Source organism: Duganella sp., from assembly GCF_039595735.1.
Lineage (GTDB): Bacteria > Pseudomonadota > Gammaproteobacteria > Burkholderiales > Burkholderiaceae_D > Rugamonas.
The window spans coordinates 883089-902661 of record NZ_JBCNLB010000001.1; the positions used below are offsets into that span (position 1 = coordinate 883089).

16 protein-coding genes are annotated in these 19573 nt (G+C 63.2%); 12 read left to right on the forward strand and 4 right to left on the reverse strand.

What is annotated here, in order from left to right; genetic code table 11:
* The first annotated feature begins 44 nt into the window (after nucleotides 1–44).
* Entirely contained in the window at nucleotides 45–1676 is a 1632-nt protein-coding gene (locus ABDW57_RS04065) for an alpha-D-glucose phosphate-specific phosphoglucomutase (protein ID WP_343728923.1), read from the forward strand.
* Nucleotides 1677–1692: 16 nt separating this feature from the next.
* The gene (locus ABDW57_RS04070; protein WP_343728924.1) at nucleotides 1693–3351 is read left to right on the forward strand and encodes an alpha-amylase family glycosyl hydrolase; all 1659 of its coding nucleotides are present in this window, start codon (nucleotides 1693–1695) and stop codon (nucleotides 3349–3351) included.
* 119 nt (nucleotides 3352–3470) lie between these two features.
* Here ABDW57_RS04070 and ABDW57_RS04075 read toward each other — a convergent pair whose 3' ends face one another.
* The gene (locus ABDW57_RS04075; RefSeq protein WP_343728925.1) at nucleotides 3471–3818 is read right to left on the reverse strand and encodes a PKD domain-containing protein; all 348 of its coding nucleotides are present in this window, start codon (nucleotides 3816–3818) and stop codon (nucleotides 3471–3473) included.
* A gap of 3 nt (nucleotides 3819–3821) precedes the next feature.
* Nucleotides 3822–6521: an alpha-1,6-glucosidase domain-containing protein gene (locus ABDW57_RS04080; protein ID WP_343728926.1), complete on the reverse strand. Its 2700-nt coding sequence runs from the start codon at nucleotides 6519–6521 to the stop codon at nucleotides 3822–3824.
* A gap of 588 nt (nucleotides 6522–7109) precedes the next feature.
* Here ABDW57_RS04080 and ABDW57_RS04085 point away from each other — a divergent pair.
* Nucleotides 7110–7472 carry a hypothetical protein gene (locus ABDW57_RS04085; RefSeq protein WP_343728927.1) on the forward strand — a complete coding sequence of 121 codons (363 nt, stop codon included), beginning with the start codon at nucleotides 7110–7112 and terminating at the stop codon, nucleotides 7470–7472.
* Between the two features lie 112 nt (nucleotides 7473–7584).
* On the opposite strand, the gene ABDW57_RS04090 is transcribed toward ABDW57_RS04085, so the two are convergent.
* Nucleotides 7585–9132 carry an oligopeptide:H+ symporter gene (locus ABDW57_RS04090; RefSeq protein ID WP_343729110.1) on the reverse strand — a complete coding sequence of 516 codons (1548 nt, stop codon included), beginning with the start codon at nucleotides 9130–9132 and terminating at the stop codon, nucleotides 7585–7587.
* A gap of 221 nt (nucleotides 9133–9353) precedes the next feature.
* On the opposite strand from ABDW57_RS04090, the gene ABDW57_RS04095 reads away from it, so the two are divergent.
* The 4 genes from ABDW57_RS04095 (at nucleotide 9354) to ABDW57_RS04110 (ending at nucleotide 14858) form a co-directional block, all read left to right on the forward strand.
* Nucleotides 9354–10991: an alpha-glucosidase family protein gene (locus ABDW57_RS04095; RefSeq protein ID WP_343728928.1), complete on the forward strand. Its 1638-nt coding sequence runs from the start codon at nucleotides 9354–9356 to the stop codon at nucleotides 10989–10991.
* Between the two features lie 138 nt (nucleotides 10992–11129).
* Entirely contained in the window at nucleotides 11130–13001 is a 1872-nt protein-coding gene (locus tag ABDW57_RS04100; RefSeq protein ID WP_343728929.1) for a glucokinase, read from the forward strand.
* A gap of 169 nt (nucleotides 13002–13170) precedes the next feature.
* On the forward strand, nucleotides 13171–13620 hold the full coding sequence (locus tag ABDW57_RS04105; RefSeq protein WP_343728930.1) for a PadR family transcriptional regulator: 450 nt from the start codon (nucleotides 13171–13173) through the stop codon (nucleotides 13618–13620).
* Nucleotides 13617–14858: an MFS transporter gene (locus ABDW57_RS04110; RefSeq protein WP_343728931.1), complete on the forward strand. Its 1242-nt coding sequence runs from the start codon at nucleotides 13617–13619 to the stop codon at nucleotides 14856–14858. Before ABDW57_RS04105 ends, ABDW57_RS04110 begins: the two co-directional genes overlap by 4 nt.
* On the opposite strand, the gene ABDW57_RS04115 is transcribed toward ABDW57_RS04110, so the two are convergent.
* Complete coding sequence (locus tag ABDW57_RS04115) at nucleotides 14855–15451, reverse strand: hypothetical protein (RefSeq protein WP_343728932.1); 597 nt, start codon at nucleotides 15449–15451, stop codon at nucleotides 14855–14857. The genes ABDW57_RS04110 and ABDW57_RS04115 overlap by 4 nt on opposite strands.
* Nucleotides 15452–15615: 164 nt before the next feature.
* On the opposite strand from ABDW57_RS04115, the gene ABDW57_RS04120 reads away from it, so the two are divergent.
* The 5 genes from ABDW57_RS04120 (at nucleotide 15616) to ABDW57_RS04140 (ending at nucleotide 19572) form a co-directional block, all read left to right on the forward strand.
* The gene (locus ABDW57_RS04120; protein ID WP_343728933.1) at nucleotides 15616–16509 is read left to right on the forward strand and encodes a 2-dehydro-3-deoxygalactonokinase; all 894 of its coding nucleotides are present in this window, start codon (nucleotides 15616–15618) and stop codon (nucleotides 16507–16509) included.
* Between the two features lie 2 nt (nucleotides 16510–16511).
* Nucleotides 16512–17135, forward strand: a complete 624-nt coding sequence (locus ABDW57_RS04125; protein WP_343728934.1) for a 2-dehydro-3-deoxy-6-phosphogalactonate aldolase — start codon at nucleotides 16512–16514, stop codon at nucleotides 17133–17135.
* A gap of 15 nt (nucleotides 17136–17150) precedes the next feature.
* Entirely contained in the window at nucleotides 17151–18032 is an 882-nt protein-coding gene (locus ABDW57_RS04130) for an SMP-30/gluconolactonase/LRE family protein (protein WP_343728935.1), read from the forward strand.
* A 93-nt stretch (nucleotides 18033–18125) separates the two neighbouring features.
* On the forward strand, nucleotides 18126–19106 hold the full coding sequence (locus ABDW57_RS04135; RefSeq protein WP_343728936.1) for a glycosyl hydrolase 53 family protein: 981 nt from the start codon (nucleotides 18126–18128) through the stop codon (nucleotides 19104–19106).
* A 40-nt stretch (nucleotides 19107–19146) separates the two neighbouring features.
* On the forward strand, nucleotides 19147–19572 hold the full coding sequence (locus ABDW57_RS04140) for a hypothetical protein (RefSeq protein ID WP_343728937.1): 426 nt from the start codon (nucleotides 19147–19149) through the stop codon (nucleotides 19570–19572).
* Nucleotide 19573 lies beyond the last annotated feature (1 nt).

The following is a 19573-nucleotide window of genomic DNA, read 5'->3' on the forward strand; positions in this document are numbered from 1 at the left end:
GAGACAAGAATCTGGGTCTGTCACCAACTTTTTTTGGAGCGAACATGAGCATCACCACCGTCAGCACCACCCCCTTCCCCGGCCAGCGGCCGGGCACTTCCGGCCTGCGCAAGAAAGTCACGGTTTTTCAGCAGGCCCGCTATCTTGAAAATTTCGTGCAAAGCGTGTTCGACACGCTGGGCGATTGCAGCGGCAAGACGCTGGTGCTCGGCGGCGACGGCCGCTATCACAACCGCGTGGCGGTGCAGACCATCCTGCGCATGGCGGCGGCGCACGGTTTCGCCAAAGTGCTGGTGGGGCAGGGCGGCATCCTGTCCACCCCGGCGGTCAGCTGCGTGATCCGCAAGCGCGCGGCGCTGGGCGGCATCGTGCTGTCGGCCAGCCATAATCCGGGCGGCCCCGATGGCGACTTCGGCATCAAGTACAACATCGCCAACGGCGGCCCGGCGCCGGAAAGCGTGACCGAAGCGATCTACCACCACACCGAAACCATCAAGCAGTACCGCATCAGCGATGCCGCCGACATCGACCTGAATCGCCTTGGCGCCACCCGCATCGAGGACATGGACGTGGAGGTGATCGACCCGGTGGCCGATTATGCGGAACTGATGCAGCAGCTGTTCGATTTCGATGCCATCCGCAAGCTGTTCGCGGGCGGCTTCCGCATGTGCTTTGACGGCATGCACGCGGTCTCCGGGCCGTACGCCAAGGCCATCATCGAGGGCCAGCTGGGCGCACCTGCCGGCACCGTGATCAATGCCGTGCCGCTGGAAGACTTTGGCGGCCACCATCCGGACCCGAACCCGGTCAACGCCGCGCAGCTGATCGAGATCATGGCCGGCGATGACGCGCCGGACTTCGGCGCCGCCTCCGACGGCGACGGCGACCGCAACATGATCCTCGGCCGCAAATTCGACGTCACGCCATCCGACAGCCTGGCGGTGCTGGCGGCGCATGCGACCGTAGCGCCGGGCTACCGCGCCGGCCTGAAAGGCATCGCCCGTTCGATGCCTACTTCGCAGGCTGCCGACCGCGTGGCCGAAGCGCTGGGCATCCCGGCCTTTGAAACGCCGACCGGCTGGAAGTTCTTCGGCAATCTGCTGGATGCCGGCAAGGCCACCCTGTGCGGCGAAGAGAGCTACGGCACCGGCTCGGACCACATCCGCGAAAAAGACGGCCTGTGGGCCGTGCTGTTCTGGCTTAACCTGCTGGCCGCCAGCGGCAAGTCGGTGGAGCAGCTGGTCAGCGAGCACTGGGCGCGCTTCGGCCGCAACTACTATTCGCGCCACGATTACGAAGCGGTGGAAACTCACGCCGCCAATGAACTCATGGCTTCCCTGCGCATCAAGCTGGCCACGATGGCGGGCCAGGATCTGGGCCACTATGTGGTGTCGTTTGCCGACGATTTTGAATACACCGATCCGATCGACGGTTCGGTGTCGAAGCAGCAGGGCGTGCGCATCGTGATGACCAATGGCTCGCGCATCGTGTTCCGGCTGTCCGGCACCGGCACCGAGGGCGCAACCCTGCGCGTTTACCTTGAGCGTTATGAATCCGATCCGAAGTACCACCACCTGCCAACGCAACAGGCTCTCTCGGCATTGATACTGATTGCCGAACAAGTAGCGGGCATTGCCAACTGGACTGGCCGCGCCCACCCCACCGTCACCACATAACGATAAGGACGACAGCATGAAATTGACGACACTCGCATTAACCCTGGCTCTCGGCGCGACAACGGCGCTGGCCGCTGAAAAGCCCAAGCCATTTTTGTGGGAGAACGCGACAGTCTATTTCCTGCTGACGGATCGCTTCAACAACGCCTTCACCGGCAATGACCTGGCCTATGACCGCCGCGCGGATGCGGCACCGCTGCGCGGCTACATGGGCGGCGACCTGGCCGGCATCATCAACAAGATCAACGAGGGCTATTTCGACTCGCTGGGCGTGACCGCCATCTGGATCACGCCGCCGGTGGAGCAGATCCACGATGGCACCGATGAAGGCACCGGGCGTTCGTATGGCTTCCACGGCTACTGGGCCTCCGACTTCACCACCGTGGATGCCAACATCGGCACCGAGAACGACTTCCGCAACCTGGTGGATGCGGCGCATGCGCGCGGCATTCGCGTGGTGCTGGACGTGGTGATGAATCAGACCGGGCCGGTAACGGATATCGATCCGGTGTGGCCGAAGGACTGGGTACGCACCGGCCCTGTGTGCACCTACAAGGACGCCAAGACCTTCGTCGACTGCACGCTGGTGAAAAACCTGCCGGACTTCCTGACCAACAGCGACACGCCGGTGGAGCTGCCCGAGCGCCTGATGGCCAAGTGGCAGCGCGAAGGGCGTTTTGAGGAAGAGATCAAGAGCCTGAACGAGTTCTTCGCCCGCACCGGCTATCCGCGCGCACCGCGCTACTACCTGATCAAGTGGCACACCGACTGGATCCGCAAATACGGCGTGGATGGCTTCCGTGCCGACACCGTCAAGCACGTCGAGCCGAAAGTGTGGAAGGAACTGCTGAAGGAGGCGTCCATCGCCTACGAGGACTGGAAGAAGGCCAACCCTGAGAAAAAGCTCAGCGACGATAAATTCTTCTCGGTGGCGGAGGTCTACAACTACAACATCGCGGAAGGGCAGTCGCACCATCTGGGCGGCGGCTCGTACGCCAATTACTACCAGTCCGGCTTTAACAGCATGATCAACTTCGGCCTGGTGCACGATGCGAAGAAGGATTATGAGTCCATCTTCAGCAGCTACTCCAGCGCGCTGCATGGCGGCCCGCTGACCGGCTACTCGGTGCTGAACTATCTGGATTCGCACGACGATGGCGCGCCGTTCGACGCCGCGCGCAAGAAGCCATTTGAAAGCGCCACCAAGCTGCTGCTGGCGCCGGGCGCAGCGCAGATATACTACGGCGATGAAACCGCGCGCAAGCTCGATATCGCGGAAGCGGTGGGGGACGCCAAGCTGCGCTCCTTCATGAACTGGAATGAGCTGGAGCAGAACGTGGAGCGCGACGGCTACAAGATCGCCGACGTGCGCGCGCACTGGGCCAAACTTGGCCTGTTCCGCAAGGCCCACGTCGCGGTCGGCGCCGGCGTGCACCAGCAGCTGTCGGCCAAGCCCTACGTTTTCAAGCGCACCTACGAAAAGGATGGCTTGCGCGACAAAGTGGTGGTGGCGCTGGACCTGCCGACCAACAAGCCGAGCACCATCAAGCTGCACGGCGTATTCGCCAATGGCCAGCGCGTGAAGGACTACTACAGCGGTAAAACCGCGGTGGTGAAGGGCGACAGCGTCAACTTCGGCACCCGCAACGCCGTGGTGCTGATCGGGCAGGAATAGTTGACAAACGCCTGTGCCTCCAGCGGCGCCGCGAACAGGTAGTCCTGCACTTCTTCGCAGCCTGCGCGTCGCAGGAAGTCCAGCACGGCGTTGTTCTCCGCCCCCTTTTGGCTAAAGTGCTAGTTGGCGGTGATGGTGACGGTAGAGGAGACGCTATCGAGTTTGCCGTCGTTGACGATCAGCGTCGCCACATAGGCGCCGGGGACGTCGGCAAAGAATGTGGGCGTGGCGACGTGATAGTTGAGCAGCGTGGCGGCGCTGCCGGCAGGCCTGGACAGCGTCCACGAATACAGCACGATGTCCTGGTCGGCATCGGTGCCGCTGCCGGCCAGCCTGACGGAGGTGCCGGCGGCCACGGTCTGCGCCGGGCCGGCGTTGGCCACCGGCGCGTGGTTGGCCTGCGGCTGGTCGTTACCGCCGCCGCAGGCGCTGAGCATCAGCAGGATCGTGATGAATGATTTTCGCATCCATCAATTTTCAACGAAAACGACCGCGCTGCGTGGCGGGATGGTGAAGGTTCCGCTGATTTTGTCGTACTTGGCTTCCGAGGCCACGCGTTTGTCCGCTGCGGTCATGCCGGTGTGGACAGGATGCAGCTTGTACTTGCGGTTTTTCTCTTCATCGGCGGTGACGCGCTGGGTTACCTTGTCGACGTTGATCAGGTAGGTGACGGTCTTGAAGCGCGCGCCGGCGTAGCCTTTGCCGTCGATATGCGCGGCGAGCACGGTCGGCACCTGCGATGGGCCGGTGTTGAAGAAGCGCAGGCGCTGCCTGATGTCTTCCGAAGTGCGCAGGCGGAACAGCGTGCTGCTGGAGCGGATCGCCAGCAGGTCGCGGAAGGCATCGCGCGCGTAGGCGATGTCCTCCGGCGCCGGCTTGATGGCGGCGTTGCGCAGCAGAGGCTTGAGCAGGGCGTAGTCCTTGCCGTTGTCTGCAGCCGGCGGCAGGCCGGTGCCGTAGTAGTTGTCCTGGTAGCTCCAGTCCAGGCGATTGAACCAGTCGCCCGATTCAAAGCTGTTGCGGTCCAGCGACTTGGAACGCAGCATGTCGAAGCCGGCGTGGAAGTAAGCCACGCCCTGGCTGAAGGCGTTGATGGCGGCACCCAGCATTTGTACTTGCGCGCGCTCGCGTGCGCTGGTGGCTTGCGGCAGCTTGAAGGCGTTGATGTCGTACAGGGTCTGGTTGTCGTGGTTCTCGACGTAGTTGACGGTTTCACCCGGTTCGCTGGCGTAGCCGGCCGGCTGGTTGCCGCCATAGACGATGTCCTGCAGCTTGACGGTGCTGCCGTCCGCAATCGTCAGCGGATAACTGCGGATGGTGCCGGCCAGGCCGACCCTGACCATGTCGGCGGCGTTCAGCAAGTCGCTGGCCGGGCGCTGGCCGGCTTGTTCGTTGGCGTCATAGACCAGGCCATTGATGTAGCCCTGCTGGGTGATCAGTTGCGTGCCGCTGTCGCCGGCGCCGCCGCCACGCACGGCGTCGCGCGCGCGGTCGCTGAAGGTGCCGATGCCGCTGCCGTTGAGCGATAGCTGCGATGCTTGCACGAAGCGCGCGCCGTCGGCCACCTCACCGAAGTTCCAGCCTTCGCCAATCAGGTTGATCTTCTTGCCTACGCGGACCTGGATCTGTTCCATCGCCGCGCGCGGCTGATGGCCCATCAGGTCGAAGCGGAACGAATCGATCTTGTACTGTTTGGCCCACAACGCCACCGAGTCCGCCATCAGCTTGCCCATCATGAGGTTTTCGGTGGCGGTGTTGTCGCAGCAGGTGGAGCGTTCAATGGCGCCCTTGGCGTTGAGGCGGTGGTAGTAGCCCGGCACCACGCGGTCCAGCACCGACTTCTCATTCTGGCCGGCGATGTAGGTATGGTTGTAGACCACGTCCATGCCCACACGCAGGCCGGCCCTGTGCAGCGCCTGCACCATCTGGCGGAATTCGATGATGCGTTTGGCGCCATCGGCGGGGGCGGTGCTGTAGCTGCCTTCGGGGGCGTTGTAGTGGAATGGATCGTAGCCCCAGTTATAGCAGTCCTTGAGCTTGACCTTTTCCACCGCCGCTTGCTGCACATCGCTGTCCGCTTCCGCCACCGCGATTTCCGGATCGACGCAGCCTTGCTCCGGCACGCTGCCAATGTCATACACCGGCAGCAGGTGGATGTCGGTGACGCCGGCCTTGCTCAGCGCGGCCAGATGCTTCATGCCGTTGGATTTGGTCTCGGTGAAGGCGCTGTACTTGCCGCGGTTGGCGGCGCTGACTGTGCTGTCGTTGATCGAGAAATCGCGCACGTGCAGTTCGTACACCGTCATGTCGGTCTGCGCCGCGACGCGGTTGGGCGATGGCGTGCTGTCCCAGCCGGCCGGCTTCAGCTTTGCGGAATTCAGGTTGGCGACGTAGCTGCGGGTGGAATCGGTGGTCAGGCTGATGGAGTAGGGATCGGTGACCAGGTTGCGGACCACGCCGGCCGTTGGCGTTACCACGTCCACCAGATATTGGTAGTACTGGCCTGGCGCGCGGGCGGTCCAGATGCCGGTGCTGTCATCGCGCTGCATCGGCGTGATGGCGTTGGCCTTGCCGCTGCCGCTGGCGTAAGTGCACAGCGCGACGTTTTGCGCGCTCGGCGCCCACAATTTGAAGCCTGCGTCGCGCGCGCCGGCGGTGACGCCGAGGTCATTCACCTTGGCTGCGGCGGCGTAGACATCGTCCAGGGCGCCGGCGATTTGCAGCGACGTCACATCGAGTACCTTGCCGTCTTCCGCTTCATGCACCAGCAGCACTTGCCGGGTCAGCAGACGCGCGGCATCGGCCACGCTGAACACCACGCCGTCGCCTACAAACTTGAAGCGCTGCGCGACATCGGCTGGCACGCTGCCATTAAAGCGTGACAGCGTGATCACGCCATCTTCGCCGGTGACGCGCGCACCGGGAGCGGCGCGCAGCAGGGCGGTGGAAGAATAGTACAGCTTGAAAATGCCGCTTTCGGCGTCGATGCCGGGCCACTTGATCAGCTGACGGTTAAGCCAATAAGCGCGCGCATCGAAGGCGGGGGCGGCGTGCAGCGTGGTGGCGAAGGCGCCGTCGCAATCGGCCAGCGTGGGCGCCGCCGAAGCAGCCAAAGAACACAGCGCCAGCGCGCCTCCCAAACCGACCATCGCCACGCGCTTACCATCCATATTTCGCCTCCAAAATAGTAGGCGGCTATGGTACTCCAGAATCTGTCGTTTTGATACTGCTCTGTAGAGTTTGCGACCACTCAAGAATGACCCACCGCTCCAGCGTCAGCATGGATGATATGGAGGGTGCTATTGTGTGCAAAAACCTTAAAAATGCGAATAATATCCCTCGTGGGCATCGTGCGGACTGCGAGAAAGAATGGTTGGCGGCTCGCATCCATTGTCGGGTCTTAATCTATGATCAGATGCAGCAGCGTGCGGGGCGGCGTAAGAAGGTCTACTGCCGGGGTGACAGGCGGCTACACGGATGTTGAGGAGTGTGCCCGTGGATTGGTAGGTCAAGCATGCGGCGGCGACAGGGTCAAATGATGACAAGGCATTGCTATGAATTTTGAACGATCACGGTCAGATCATGAGCTTGAGATAATCTTGAGGACGGCGTACGATCTTGCGCTAAAGAGTCGAGTCACTGAGGCGCTGGCTTTGTGTAACTGGCTGATTGAGGAACCCTCGACGTCTATTGCCGGGCATCGCCAGCGGGCTGCAGTGTTTGAGTACCAAGGGAGCGTATCGGATGCGATAAGCGACATGGAATTTGTCACTTCGCATGATGCCGACGAGCCAGCAGATTTCCATGCACTTGGCATTTTGTACTTCACACTGGGTGAAATGGCGAAGGCAGAAGCGGCGTTCACTACGTCACTTAAGCTGAGTAACGCTGTTCTCAACACGCATTATAAGAATTCATGCCATCTCTTCCGTGCAGCGGCAAGATTAAAGCGCGCACATTACCAAGAGGCGCTCGCGGATGCGCAATCATTACCGGATCAATATTCAACATACATGCCCGGAATGGGTGTGCGGTCCAAGGAGCATATTATTGTTGAGGTGGAGCGGGAGTTGAGTCGAATACCGAAGTCGCGTCCCAATCTGAATCGCCGTGGGCGATGAGTCTGGTAGAGGGAACTTGCCTGTCTTGCCGGTGCGCCTGGCCAAATCCTTCAAGCGCTGTTCGGTTGCGGAATCGAGCTCAAATGAAATGGCCATGGCTGCCCCGCTTTGGCTACGCGGTTTTACGATAATTATCCACCATCTTGTAGCGCAGCGCGTAGAGGGCGAAGATGGCGGCGACGACTGCGGCGAAGGCGGCGAAGAAGAACATCTGGAAGGCGATCGGACTCAAGCCGCTGTTGGCGATCCAGCCGCTCACCACGTCGTTCTTCACGCCGGCGTTCACGATCAGCACCCACAGGTTGCCGACGGTGACGGCCAGGTACCAGAAGCTCAGGATAATGCCTTTCATCGCGGCCGGCGCCTGGCTGTAGGCGAACTCCAGGCCGGTCGCGGAAACCAGCACTTCGCCCAGCGTCAGCAGCGCGTATGGCAGCAGCTGCCACAGGATGGAGACGTGGTCGCCGCCGTCCATCCACAGCTGGATCATGCCGATCACCACCCAGGCGGATGCCGAGAACGCGATGCCCATGCCCATGCGCCGCAGCGGTGTCGGCGTGATGCCGAGCATGCGCATCAGCGGGAACAGGGCCAGGTTGTTGAACGGGATGAGCAGCATCACCAGAATCGGATTCACCGCCTGCATCTGCGCCGGCAGCAGTTTGAATTCCCAGCCAAAGACCGACAGCAGCGGACTGTCCATCGAGTTGGCCTGCACGATCCAGGTCGAGGCCTTCTGGTCGAACAGGGACCAGAACGGCGTGATCATGGCGAATACGATCAGGATGCGCAGCACGGCGCGCACGCCTTCCACCGCTTCATCGGTATGTTTGCCGCGCGCGCGCTCCAGTTGCAGCGAGATGCCGATGCCGCCAAACGCCAGCAGCAGCACCAGCGCCGTGCAGGCGGCAATCACGAAACCCCACGATGGCGTCATGCACAGCGAGATCAGCGCGCCGACCGCGCCGGCGCCGGCCACCATCAGGCCGGGGCGGGATTGACCGTCCACGCGCGCCAGCAGGGCAGTGCGCGCCACGCTGCTGAACGAATCCGGATTCGGCGCGGCCGGCGGCACGTGCACATACTTTTTGCGGCCCATCCAGAACACCAGGGTGGCGATCGCCATCAGGATGCCGGGAATGCCGAACGCCACCGCCGGGCCGTAGTCGCGCAGGAACACCGGCATCAGCAGCGAGGCAAAGAAGGAGCCGAAGTTGATGATCCAGTAGAAGGCGTCAAACACCACCTTGGCGCGGTTCTTGTTGGTCTGGTCGAACTGGTCGCCGACAAACGCCACCACCAGCGGCTTGATGCCGCCCGAGCCGAACGCGATCAGTGCCAGCCCCAGGTAGAAGCCTTCCAGATTGTGCTCGAAAATCGCCAGGCAGGCATGCCCGGCCACGTAGATCAGGCTGAACCAGAACACCGTCTTGTACTTGCCCCAGAAGCGGTCGGCAATCCAGCCGCCCAGCAGCGGGAAGAAGTACACGCCGATCACGAAGGTGTGGAATACGTGCTTGGCTTCCGCCGCGCGATCGCCGACCGGAATGAACAGCAGCAGGGTGCTCAGCAGGAAGGGCGTGAGGATGTTGCGCATGCCGTAAAAGCTGAAACGCTCGCAACCTTCGTTCGCGATGATGTAGGGAATTTGCCGGGGCATCGGCCCGTTGCCGGTGATATTGCTCACTAGTCTGCTCCTGTAGTGTGTAGTTTGACTACTATTTTTTATCTCAAGTATCTCGGTTGAAATACTTAAGCTATTGTTTTTTAACGATTATTTGTGATATTCGTTAAGCTGCTGCCTGATTGAAAAATCTGATTTCGTGATGTATATTCTCTACAAAAAACAATCCCACCAGACAGCCAACCCCGGATTCTCTTATGACTAAGCAACTTACTCAAGTGTCGCCGCACTCCCCAGACTGGTATCGCGAAGCAATCATCTACCAGGTTTACCCGCGCAGCTACATGGATAGCAACGGCGACGGGGTCGGAGATCTGCCGGGGATCACGGCAAAGCTGGACTATATCGCATCGCTGGGCGTGGACATCGTCTGGATTTCCCCGTTCTTCAAGTCGCCGATGAAGGACTTCGGCTACGACATTTCGGACTACTGCGACGTCGATCCGCTGTTCGGCACCCTGGCCGACTTCGACGCCCTGATCGCCAAGGCGCACAGCCTCGGCCTGAAAATCATGATCGACCAGGTGATGGCTCACACGGCCGAACAACACCCCTGGTTCAAGGAGAGCCGCTCCAGTCGCGACAATCCCAAAGCCGACTGGTATGTCTGGTCCGATCCGGCGCCGGACGGCAATCCACCGAATAACTGGATGTCGGTGTTCGGCGGCTCGGCGTGGCAGTGGGACACCCGCCGCCGTCAGTACTACATGCACAACTTCCTGGTCAGCCAGCCGCAGCTCAACTTCCACAATCCGGCAGTGCAGCAGGCCCACCTGGACGCCTTGCGCTTCTGGCTGGAGCGTGGCGTGGACGGCATCCGCCTGGACGCCTGCAACTTCCACTTCCACGACCTGGAACTGCGCAGCAATCCGCCGGCCACCGTGCGCGATACCGCCACCGTGTCGGACGTCAACCCCTACGGCATGCAGGCCCACATCTACGATAAGACCCGCCCGGAGAACCTGCCGTTCCTGCAAAAACTGCGCGCGCTGCTGAATGAATACCAGGCCGTGTCGATCGGTGAAGTCGGCGCCGACGATTCGCTGGCCGTGATGGCCGAGTACACTGCCGGCGGCGACAAGCTGCAGATGGCCTACAGCTTCAACCTGCTGGTGCCGCAATGCTCCTCGCACTACATCCGCAAGCAGGTGGAAGCGTTTGAAGCGCGCGTGAAGGGCGGCTGGGCCTCGTGGTCGGTCGGCAATCACGACGTGCAGCGTGTGGCGACCCGCTGGGGCGGCCCGACCGCGCCGCAGGCCTTCGCCAAGCTGGTGCTGGCGATGCAGCTGTCGCTGAAAGGCACGCCGTGCCTGTATCAGGGGGACGAGCTGGCGTTTGCCGAAGCCGACGTGCCGTTCGAGCTGCTGCAAGACCCGTATGGCATCACCTTCTGGCCGGAATTCAAGGGCCGTGATGGCTGCCGCACGCCGATCGCCTGGTCGGGTGAAGCCAATGGCGGCTTCACCAGCGGCAAGCCATGGCTGCCGGTGTCGCCGGACCACCTGGCCAAGGCGGCCTCGGTGCAGGAGCAGGACCCGGCATCGTCGCTGGCTTTCACCCGCGCCTTCATCGCCTGGCGCCGCCAGCATCCGCAGCTGCTGCGTGGCGATATTGCTTTCTTCGATACGCAAGACCAGGTGCTGGCCCTGCGCCGCGACCTGGAAGGCGAGCGCAGCATCCTGGCCGTGTTCAACCTGAGCGGCGAGGCCCAGACCGTGGACCTGCCGCAAAGCGCCGGCGCCGAGCAGCTGCAAGGCTACGGTTTGCCGGGCGCGGCGGCCGGCGGCAAGGTCACGCTGCCAGCCTACGGCGCCTGGTTCGGCTACGTACAATAAACGTCATTCCGGCGCAGGCCGGAATCCATAGGCCGCCGGCTTGCCAGCTCAGTATGGATTCCGGCCTGCGCCGGAATGACATAGTGGTAACTCAACATTTCAGGTATGCTTCCGCCAACTGTTTTGACTGAAACGACGATGAAACAAGCTGAAGTGGATCAAAAACTGAATCGTACCGCCTTTGCCGACGGCCCGCGCCTGCTGGCCGACATCGGCGCCACCCATGCGCGGTTTGCCCTGCAAACCGCACCCGGCGAGTTCCGCGCCGTGCGGGTGCTGAAGTGCGACGACTTCCCTGATATCGTGGCCATGCTGCGGTCGTATCTGGCCGACCACACGGGCGTCAACCTGAACCACGCCGCGCTGGCGGTGGCCAACCCGGTCAGCGGCGACTACGTCCGCATGACCAACCGCGCCTGGGAATTCTCCACCGACGAGGTGCGTCGCGCGCTGGGCCTGCACACGCTGCTGGTGGTGAACGACTTCACCGCGCTGGCGATGTCGCTGCCGGGTCTGAAGCCGGCCGACCTGATGCAGGTGGGCGGCGGCAAGCCGGCCTCGAATTCCGTGATCGGCGTGCTGGGGCCGGGCACCGGCCTCGGCGTGTCGGGCGTGATCCCGACCGTCGACGGCTTCGTCACGCTGGGCTCGGAGGGCGGCCACACCAACTTCGCCCCGGCCGACGAGCGCGAATACGCCATCCTGCAGTACGCCTGGCAGACCTGGTCGCACGTTTCGACCGAGCGTCTGATTTCCGGCCCCGGCATGGAAATCATCTACCGTGCCATCGCCAAGCGCAACGGCCGTCAGGTGCGCGACCTGACGTCGCAAGAGATCATCTCCGGCGCCTTGACCGACAAAGACCCGCTGTGCCTGGAAGTGCTGGAATGCTTCTGCGCCATGCTGGGCGGCGCCACCGCCAACCTGGCCGTGACGCTGGGTGCGTTTGGCGGCATGTTCATCGGCGGCGGCATCGTGCCGCGCCTGGGCGACTGGTTCACCACCTCGCCGTTCCGCGCGCGCTTTGAAGCCAAGGGCCGTTTCACCAGCTACCTGGCCGAGATTCCGACCTACGTGATCACCACGCCGAATCCGGCGTTCTACGGGGTGGCGACGATCCTGTCCGAGCACCTGCGCGGCCGCAGCGGCGCCAACACCCTGATGGAGCGCGTGCAGCATCTGCAGCATGAGCTGACCCCGGCCGAGCAGCGCGTGGCGCAGCTGGTGCTGGAACAGCCGCGCCTGGTGCTGAACGAGCCGATTGCCGACATCGCGCGCCTGGCGGAAGTCAGCCAGCCGACCGTGATCCGCTTCTGCCGTTCGCTGGGCTTCCTTGGCCTGGCCGACTTCAAGCTGAAATTCGCCAGCAGCCTGACCGGCGCGATTCCGGTGCGGCACAGCCAGGTGCGCGTCAGCGACAGCACGCACGACCTGAGCGCCAAGGTGATCGACAACACCGTGTCCGCGATTTTGAAATTCCGCGACCAGCTGGACGTGCGTTCGCTGGACAAGGCGATCGCGCTGGTGGCCAAGGCCAAGCGTGTCGAGTTCTACGCCATGGGCAATTCGCGCGTGGTGGCCCTGGACGGCCAGCACAAATTCTTCCGTTTCCGCATTCCGACCTCGGCGTATGGCGACTCGCACCTGCTGACGCTGGCGGCCGAGCTGCTGAAGCCGGGCGATGTGGTGATTGCCATTTCCAACTCGGGCAAGCTGCCGGATCTGCTGTCGGCGGTGGACGCGGCGCGGGCGGCGGGGGCGGACGTCATCGCCATCACTGCCAGCAACTCGCCGCTGGCGAAGAAGGCCAGCGTCTGCCTGACGGTGGACCATACGGAAGACAGCACCACCTTCCTGTCGATGATCTCGCGGATTTTGCAGTTGCTGCTGATCGACATCCTGTCGGTGGGCATTTCGCTGGACGCCCAGAACTCGCGCCTGGTGGTCGAACACAAAACCGGCGACGCCGCCGAAAACCGCCGCCTGCTGATCTCCCACCTCGATGGCTAAACTCCGGGGTCAGGTCCGCCATTTCTACACGAGCCCAGCTGTAGGCGCGCCTACAGCTGGGCTCGTGTAGAAATGGCGGACCTGACCCCGGAGTTACAAATCGATACTTGAACTTGGTTCGCAATGGGTTAAGATATATCTTAATAAGTTATATCTTAAGGAGTTCATCATGCGCGGACCTAAAATGTTCGACGCTGGCGCCATGCGCTACGTCGTCTTGCAACTGATCGCGGAAAAGCCGCGTCACGGTTACGACATCATCAAGGAGCTGGAGCAGCGCTCGGGCGGCGGTTATTCGCCCAGCCCCGGTGCCATTTATCCGCTGCTGTCGATGTTGCTGGATATGGGCCACGTGGTGGCTTCGGCCGACGGCAATAAGAAGCTGCACACCATCACCCCGGAAGGCGAGGCTTTCCTGGCCGGGAACCGGCAGTTCGTCGATGCCATCCTGGCCCGCATGGCCGATGCCGACGAGCACCGCGAAGGCCTGCGCGCCGCCATGCACGAGCTGAAACACGCCGCCATCGAACAGGCCCGCGCCAGCAATCACAGCCACGAAAAAATCGAGCAAATCCGCGCCATCCTGCGCCAGGCCGTTGCCGATATTAATGCCTTATGAGTGCCGAACTGACCCCGGCGCGCGAGCGCATCGTGCTGTGGCTGCTGGCGCTGACGCAGTTCACCGTCATCATGGATTTCATGGTGATGATGCCGCTGGCGCCGCAGCTGATGCAGGCCTTCCACATCGAACCGGCCGCCGTGTCCGGCGCGGTATCGGCCTATGCCTGGTGCGCCGGCCTGTCCGGCCTGGCCGCCGCCATGTATATCGACCGCTTCGACCGCCGCAAGCTGCTGCTGACGGTATTTGCGCTGTTTACCCTGTCCAATCTGGCCTGCGCCGCTGCCCCCAACTTCCATGTGCTGGTGCTGTCGCGCGCATTTGCCGGCCTGACCGGCGGCATTCTGGGCGCCATCGTCATGGCCATCATTGGCGATCTGATCCCGGCGCACCGGCGCGGCGCCGCCACCGGCGTGGTGATGACTTCGTTCGCCATGGCCTCGGTGGCCGGCGTGCCGACCGGGGTGATGCTGGCCGCCCACTATGGCTGGGCGTCGCCGTTCTACATTCTGGTGGTGTGCTCGCTGCCGATCCTGCTGCTGGCCGCGCGCATCCTGCCGGCGCTGGACAGCCACCTGCCCAACCGCGTGCCGCTGTCGGCCATGGTGCCCAACCTGATCGCGCTGTACAAGGAACCGATGCACCTCAAGGCCTTCCTGCTGTCGGTGGTGAATATGATGACCGGCATGATGGTGATTCCCTTCATTTCGCCGGTATTGGTCAGCAATGTCGGCCTGCAGCCGGCGCAGATCACCTACGTCTACCTGGCCGGCGGCCTGGCGACGTTTTTCACCGCGCGCCTGATCGGCAAGTGGGCGGACCGCTACGGCGCGCAGAAGGTGTACCGCATCGTCTCGCTGCTGTTCATCCTGCCGGTGCTGTTCATCACCCATATCCCGGCGATGCCGCTGGTCGGCGTGATGCTGTTCTTCCCGTTCTTCATGGTGCTGGCCTCGGGCCGCAACATTCCGATGCAGGCGCTGATGACCACGGTGCCGGACCCCGGCCGGCGCGGCGCCTTCCTCAGTGCCAACGCGGCCATCCAGCAGGTCGGCACCGGCCTCGGCGCCTTGCTGGGCGGACTGACCTTGCATACGGAAGTGTCGGGCCACATCAGCGGTTACGGCCTGAACGGCTGGATCGCGGCCGGCATGGCCGTGCTGACGGTGCTGTGGGTGGGACAGGTGCGCGGCGCCGCGTTCAAGGCGGCGCCGGTGGGCGAAGCCAAGCCGGCCTAGTTGTCGATGGCGGTGCGCTTGGCCGGATGCTTTTCACGCCGCCAGCGCGCCAGGCTGATGACTTCGTCGTTGGTGGCGTCTTCCACCAGGATTTCATCATCGCTGGACGAGACCAGGAAGCTTTCCCAGCGCAGCGCCGACTCGGCGCTGTTTTCCACGTAGCTGAACTGCCAGTAGCTCTTGCCGTTCAGCTTGCGCGGCATCGGATCATATTCCAGCAGGCCGCCATGGGCCTTGCCGCCTGAATTCTTTTCAATCAGCGCCGACCAGGCTTGCAGTTCCGGCAAGGCCATCAGGGCGGCCGCGCCTTGTTCCTTGGTGCGGATGGGTTTGGGTTCGGCCGGCGGCGCCGGGTCCTTGATCTCCGCCGCGCGGTGCGGCGCGGCGGCCGGAGCCGGCTTGGCGGCCGAAGCGGCCTTGCCGGCGCTGGCCGACGCCGCCACAGGCACTTTGACCGTCACCTGCGATTCGGCCGATGGCGAGGCGAACCAGACGGCCAAACCCAGCGCAATGACCGTCGTCGCGACACCGGCGATGATCAGTTTGCGGGAGGACTGCTTGCTTAATTCCATGGGGGAGAATAGCTGAGACATTTTATTGTCGGCCATACTAAACCAAAGGCATCTCAGGGGCAACTTTTTGGCAGGATTCCGCGCGCCGCCTATACTATTTTGGTATTACTCTGGCGAGATAATTCATTGGCTGTTGAGGTGGCTTTTTCGTAACATCGATGCAGCATGAGTAAAGGAACCGCTGAGTGAACAAGCAAATTTTGGGGATAGACTGGGGCACGAGCAATCGCCGCGCCTACCTGATAGATCAACACGGCGCTTGCCTGGCTGAGCATGAAGACGGCCAGGGCATGCTGGCCGTGGGCGGGCGCGACAAGTTTGGCGCCTCGCTGGCCGGCGTGCTGGACGCCATGCAGTTGCCGGACGAGGTGCCGGTCATCATGTCCGGCATGGTGGGCAGCGCCTCGGGCTGGCAGGAAGTCAGCTACCTGGACGCCTCGGTGCCGCTGGAAGAGTTGCCGCGGCATCTGGCCGCCGTCACCGATCCGGCCTGGGCCGGCCGCGCCACCATCGTGCCGGGCTATGTCTACCGCAACGGTGCTGTGGCCGATGTCATGCGCGGCGAGGAAACCCAGCTGCTGGGCGCGGTGCTGCAAGGCCATCGCGACGGCTGGCTGGTGCTGCCGGGCACCCACAGCAAGTGGGTGCTGCTGCGCGACGGCGTGATCCAGTCGTTTGCCACCTATATGACCGGCGAGCTGTTCGCCATGCTGTCCAAGGGCGGCACGCTGTCCGCCATGATGGGCGGCGATAGCGCCAACGCCGAGGGCTTTGCCACCGGCCTCAACCAGGCGGCCCAACATGAGCCGCTGTCGAATTCGCTGTTCCGCGTGCGCGCCGGTGTGGTGTCGCGCGCGGCGCCGGCCGAGCAGGCGGCGGCCACCGTCAGCGGCCTGCTGATCGGTGCCGAGTTTGCCGCTGCCGCACGCGCGGCCGAAGGGCAGAGCATTGCCGTGATCGGTTCGCCGGCGCTGGCGGCACGCTATGCTGTGGCCGCCAGGCATGTCGGCTTGAACTGCGCCGTGCTCGACCCACATCAGGTGTATTGCACCGCCGTTTCCCAATTCCTCAAGGCTTAATCATGACCACTCCATCCCATCCAACCACGCCGCTGGTGGCCATCCTGCGCGGCCTGAACCCTGCCGAGGCGGTCGATGTCGCCAAGGTGCTGCACGCGGCCGGCTTCCGCGCGCTGGAAGTGCCGCTCAACCGTCCCGGCGCGATCGAGGCGATTGCCGCCATCGTCCAGCTGAACCTGCCGGATACGCTGGTCGGCGGCGGCACCATGCTGAATGTCGAGCACGTGGAAGCCGTGCATGCCGCCGGCGGCCGTCTGCTGGTGTCGCCCAACTGCGTGCCGGCGGTGATCCGCCGCGCCGCCGACCTGGGCATGTATTGCGCGCCGGGCGTGGCCACCCCGACCGAAGCGTTTGCCGCGCTGGACGCCGGCGCCCACGCGCTGAAAATCTTCCCGGCCGAGTCGGTCGGCCATGGCGGCATCAAGGCGCTGAAGAGCGTGCTGCCGGCCGGAACGCCGGTGTGGCCGGTGGGCGGCGTGTCGCCGGACACCATGGCGGCGTGGGTGAAGGCCGGCGCCACCGGCTTCGGCATCGGCGGCAATCTGTACACCCCGGGCGTGACGCTGGAGCAATTGAAGGAACGCGCAGAGAGCTTCGTCGCCACCTGGCGCGCTTTGGCCGTATAAAGGGAAATCAAAACGATGAGCAAACATGACGTGCAGTGCCTGTGGGACGTGGGGGCGCAACTGGGCGAGGGCCCGCTGTGGGTGGCGGAACAAAACCGCCTGTACTTTGTCGACCTGAAAAACCAGACCCTGCACGCGCAGGACGTGGTGTCCGGTCAGCGCCGCAGCTGGACCATGCCGGACTACATCTGCTGGCTGATCGCGCGCCGCGACGGCGACGGCTTCATGGCCGGCCTGCGCGACGGCATCGCCCGCGTGTGGCTGGAGCCGGAGCTGCGCGTCGAGTATCTGCACCGTCCTTTCCCGGAAGGCAGCGGCCTGCGCATGAATGACGCCAAGGTCGACAGTGCCGGCCGGATCTGGGCCGGTTCCATGCACAATACCGATTACGCGCAAGCCATCGGCACCTTGTTCCGCCTGGACACCGACCACTCGCTGCACGCGATGGACGATGGCTATCATATCTGCAACGGTCCGACCTTCAGCCTGGACGGCGCCACCATGTACCACACCGACAGCTATGAAGGCCGCACCTACGCCTATCCGCTGGCCGCCGACGGCACGCTGGGCGAGCCGCGCGTGTGGCGCCAGTTTGGCGAAGGTGAAGGTTCGCCGGATGGCATGACGGTCGATAGCGAAGGCTGCGTGTGGATCGCGCAGTGGGGCGGCAGCCGCGTGTGCCGCTATGCGCCGTCGGGCGAGCTGCTGGAGACCATCGCCGTGCCGGTGCGCAATCCCGCCTCCTGCACTTTTGGCGGCGCCGATCTGAAAACCCTCTACATCACCACCGCGCGCGAAGACAACACGCCGGAGCAGCTGGCAGCCCATCCGCTGACCGGCGCCGTGTTTGCCGTGCGGGTTGACGTCGCCGGCGTGCCTGCCGCCCGCTTCGGCTAACAGACATCTCTGCTGTACCCCGCTGTAGCAATATGCCGCGTGTAGCGGCAGGGATGTGTTCATCCCTTTAAAAACTAAAACACTGGAGACGATATGACGTTGAAAGCATTGCTGTTTGCAGCATGCGGGCTGGCGTTCGCCCTGTCCGCGCGCAGCGCCACCTTTGCCAATGGCGCCGATGTCAGCTGGGTCAGCCAGCAGGAGGCGAGCGGCTACGCGTTCTACAACAGCAGCGCGGTGAAAACCGATCCGTTTGTGCTGCTGAAAAACCTGCAGGTAAATGCGATCCGCCTGCGCGTGTGGGTCAATCCGGGCGGCGGCTGGAACGATGGCGCCGACGTGCTGTACAAGGCCAGGCGCGCCGCCGCGCAAGGGCAGCGCATCCTGATCGATTTCCACTACAGCGACAGCTGGGCCGATCCCGGTCAGCAGACCAAGCCGGCGGCCTGGGCCAGCCACACGCTGACGCAGCTGAACAGCGACGTCTATTCGCACACCTACGGCATCCTGAATTACCTGAAGACCAACGGCATCACGGTCGAGTGGGTCCAGGTCGGCAACGAGATCAATAGCGGCATGCTGTGGCCGGAAGGCAAGACCACCAGCTTCAGCAACCTGGCCGGGCTGATCAACAACGGCTACAACGCGGCCAAGGCGGTGTACCCGAATGCCAAGGTGATCCTGCATCTGGCGAACGGTTACGACAACGCCGTGTTCCGCTGGTTCTTCGATGGTGTGAAAGGGGCGGGCGCCAAGTGGGATGTGATCGGCATGTCGCATTATCCGCCGGCGTCGGACTGGGCCAACTACAACAACAAAATCTCCACCAATATGTGGGATATGGTGTCGCGCTACGCCAAGCCGGTGATGGTGACCGAGGTCGGCATGGACTGGACCCAGGCCGCCACCTCGAAAGCCATGCTGGCCGACCTGCTCAACAAAACCAAGGCGCTGGGCTCGAACGGCCTGGGCGTGTTCTACTGGGAGCCGCAGGCCTATCCGGGCTGGCAGGGTTACACCATGGGCGCCATGGACGCCAGCGGCAAGTTCACGGCGGCGCTGGATCCGTTCTAAGCCGCTTGCGGGATTCGGCGGATCGGGAGAAAATGCCGCCATGCTGAATTCCGCCCTCAAATACCTGCATCTTTCACCTTCCAGCGCCATGCCGGCGCTGGAAGGCATGCGTCAATTTAAAACGGTGATTGTCATCGAAGCCGATGTGCATGAAACCATGATGTGGGACGTCAGCCGCTGGCTGATCGCATCCGGCTGCCTGTACGCGCTGGCGTGGGGCAAGGATTGCGACCAGTGGCGCGAGGCGATCGACGATGCGGCGCAGGAAGCAGTCAATTACGAAGACGTGCCGGAGGCGAAGAAAGTCTTCGTTACCGCGCATGAGGATGAAGAGCTGGAAGAAGCCTTCTGGTTCGCCCGCCACCGCGCCATCCATCCCGCGCACGACCTCAACACCACCCTCATCCTCCACCTGGCCGACGCCCCGCGCCGCGACGAGCTGGAATCAGCCTATCACGACGCCTGAG

What these genes read in the sequence shown, in the direction of transcription:
- ABDW57_RS04065 (WP_343728923.1), top strand. Translation starts at nt 45, where the DNA reads ATGAGCATCACCACCGTCAGCACCACCCCCTTCCCCGGCCAGCGGCCG.
- ABDW57_RS04070 (WP_343728924.1), top strand. Translation starts at nt 1,693, where the DNA reads ATGAAATTGACGACACTCGCATTAACCCTGGCTCTCGGCGCGACAACG.
- ABDW57_RS04075 (WP_343728925.1), bottom strand. Translation starts at nt 3,818, where the DNA reads ATGCGAAAATCATTCATCACGATCCTGCTGATGCTCAGCGCCTGCGGC.
- ABDW57_RS04080 (WP_343728926.1), bottom strand. Translation starts at nt 6,521, where the DNA reads ATGGATGGTAAGCGCGTGGCGATGGTCGGTTTGGGAGGCGCGCTGGCG.
- ABDW57_RS04085 (WP_343728927.1), top strand. Translation starts at nt 7,110, where the DNA reads ATGGAATTTGTCACTTCGCATGATGCCGACGAGCCAGCAGATTTCCAT.
- ABDW57_RS04090 (WP_343729110.1), bottom strand. Translation starts at nt 9,132, where the DNA reads ATGCCCCGGCAAATTCCCTACATCATCGCGAACGAAGGTTGCGAGCGT.
- ABDW57_RS04095 (WP_343728928.1), top strand. Translation starts at nt 9,354, where the DNA reads ATGACTAAGCAACTTACTCAAGTGTCGCCGCACTCCCCAGACTGGTAT.
- ABDW57_RS04100 (WP_343728929.1), top strand. Translation starts at nt 11,130, where the DNA reads ATGAAACAAGCTGAAGTGGATCAAAAACTGAATCGTACCGCCTTTGCC.
- ABDW57_RS04105 (WP_343728930.1), top strand. Translation starts at nt 13,171, where the DNA reads ATGCGCGGACCTAAAATGTTCGACGCTGGCGCCATGCGCTACGTCGTC.
- ABDW57_RS04110 (WP_343728931.1), top strand. Translation starts at nt 13,617, where the DNA reads ATGAGTGCCGAACTGACCCCGGCGCGCGAGCGCATCGTGCTGTGGCTG.
- ABDW57_RS04115 (WP_343728932.1), bottom strand. Translation starts at nt 15,451, where the DNA reads ATGTCTCAGCTATTCTCCCCCATGGAATTAAGCAAGCAGTCCTCCCGC.
- ABDW57_RS04125 (WP_343728934.1), top strand. Translation starts at nt 16,512, where the DNA reads ATGACCACTCCATCCCATCCAACCACGCCGCTGGTGGCCATCCTGCGC.
- ABDW57_RS04130 (WP_343728935.1), top strand. Translation starts at nt 17,151, where the DNA reads ATGAGCAAACATGACGTGCAGTGCCTGTGGGACGTGGGGGCGCAACTG.
- ABDW57_RS04135 (WP_343728936.1), top strand. Translation starts at nt 18,126, where the DNA reads ATGACGTTGAAAGCATTGCTGTTTGCAGCATGCGGGCTGGCGTTCGCC.
- ABDW57_RS04140 (WP_343728937.1), top strand. Translation starts at nt 19,147, where the DNA reads ATGCTGAATTCCGCCCTCAAATACCTGCATCTTTCACCTTCCAGCGCC.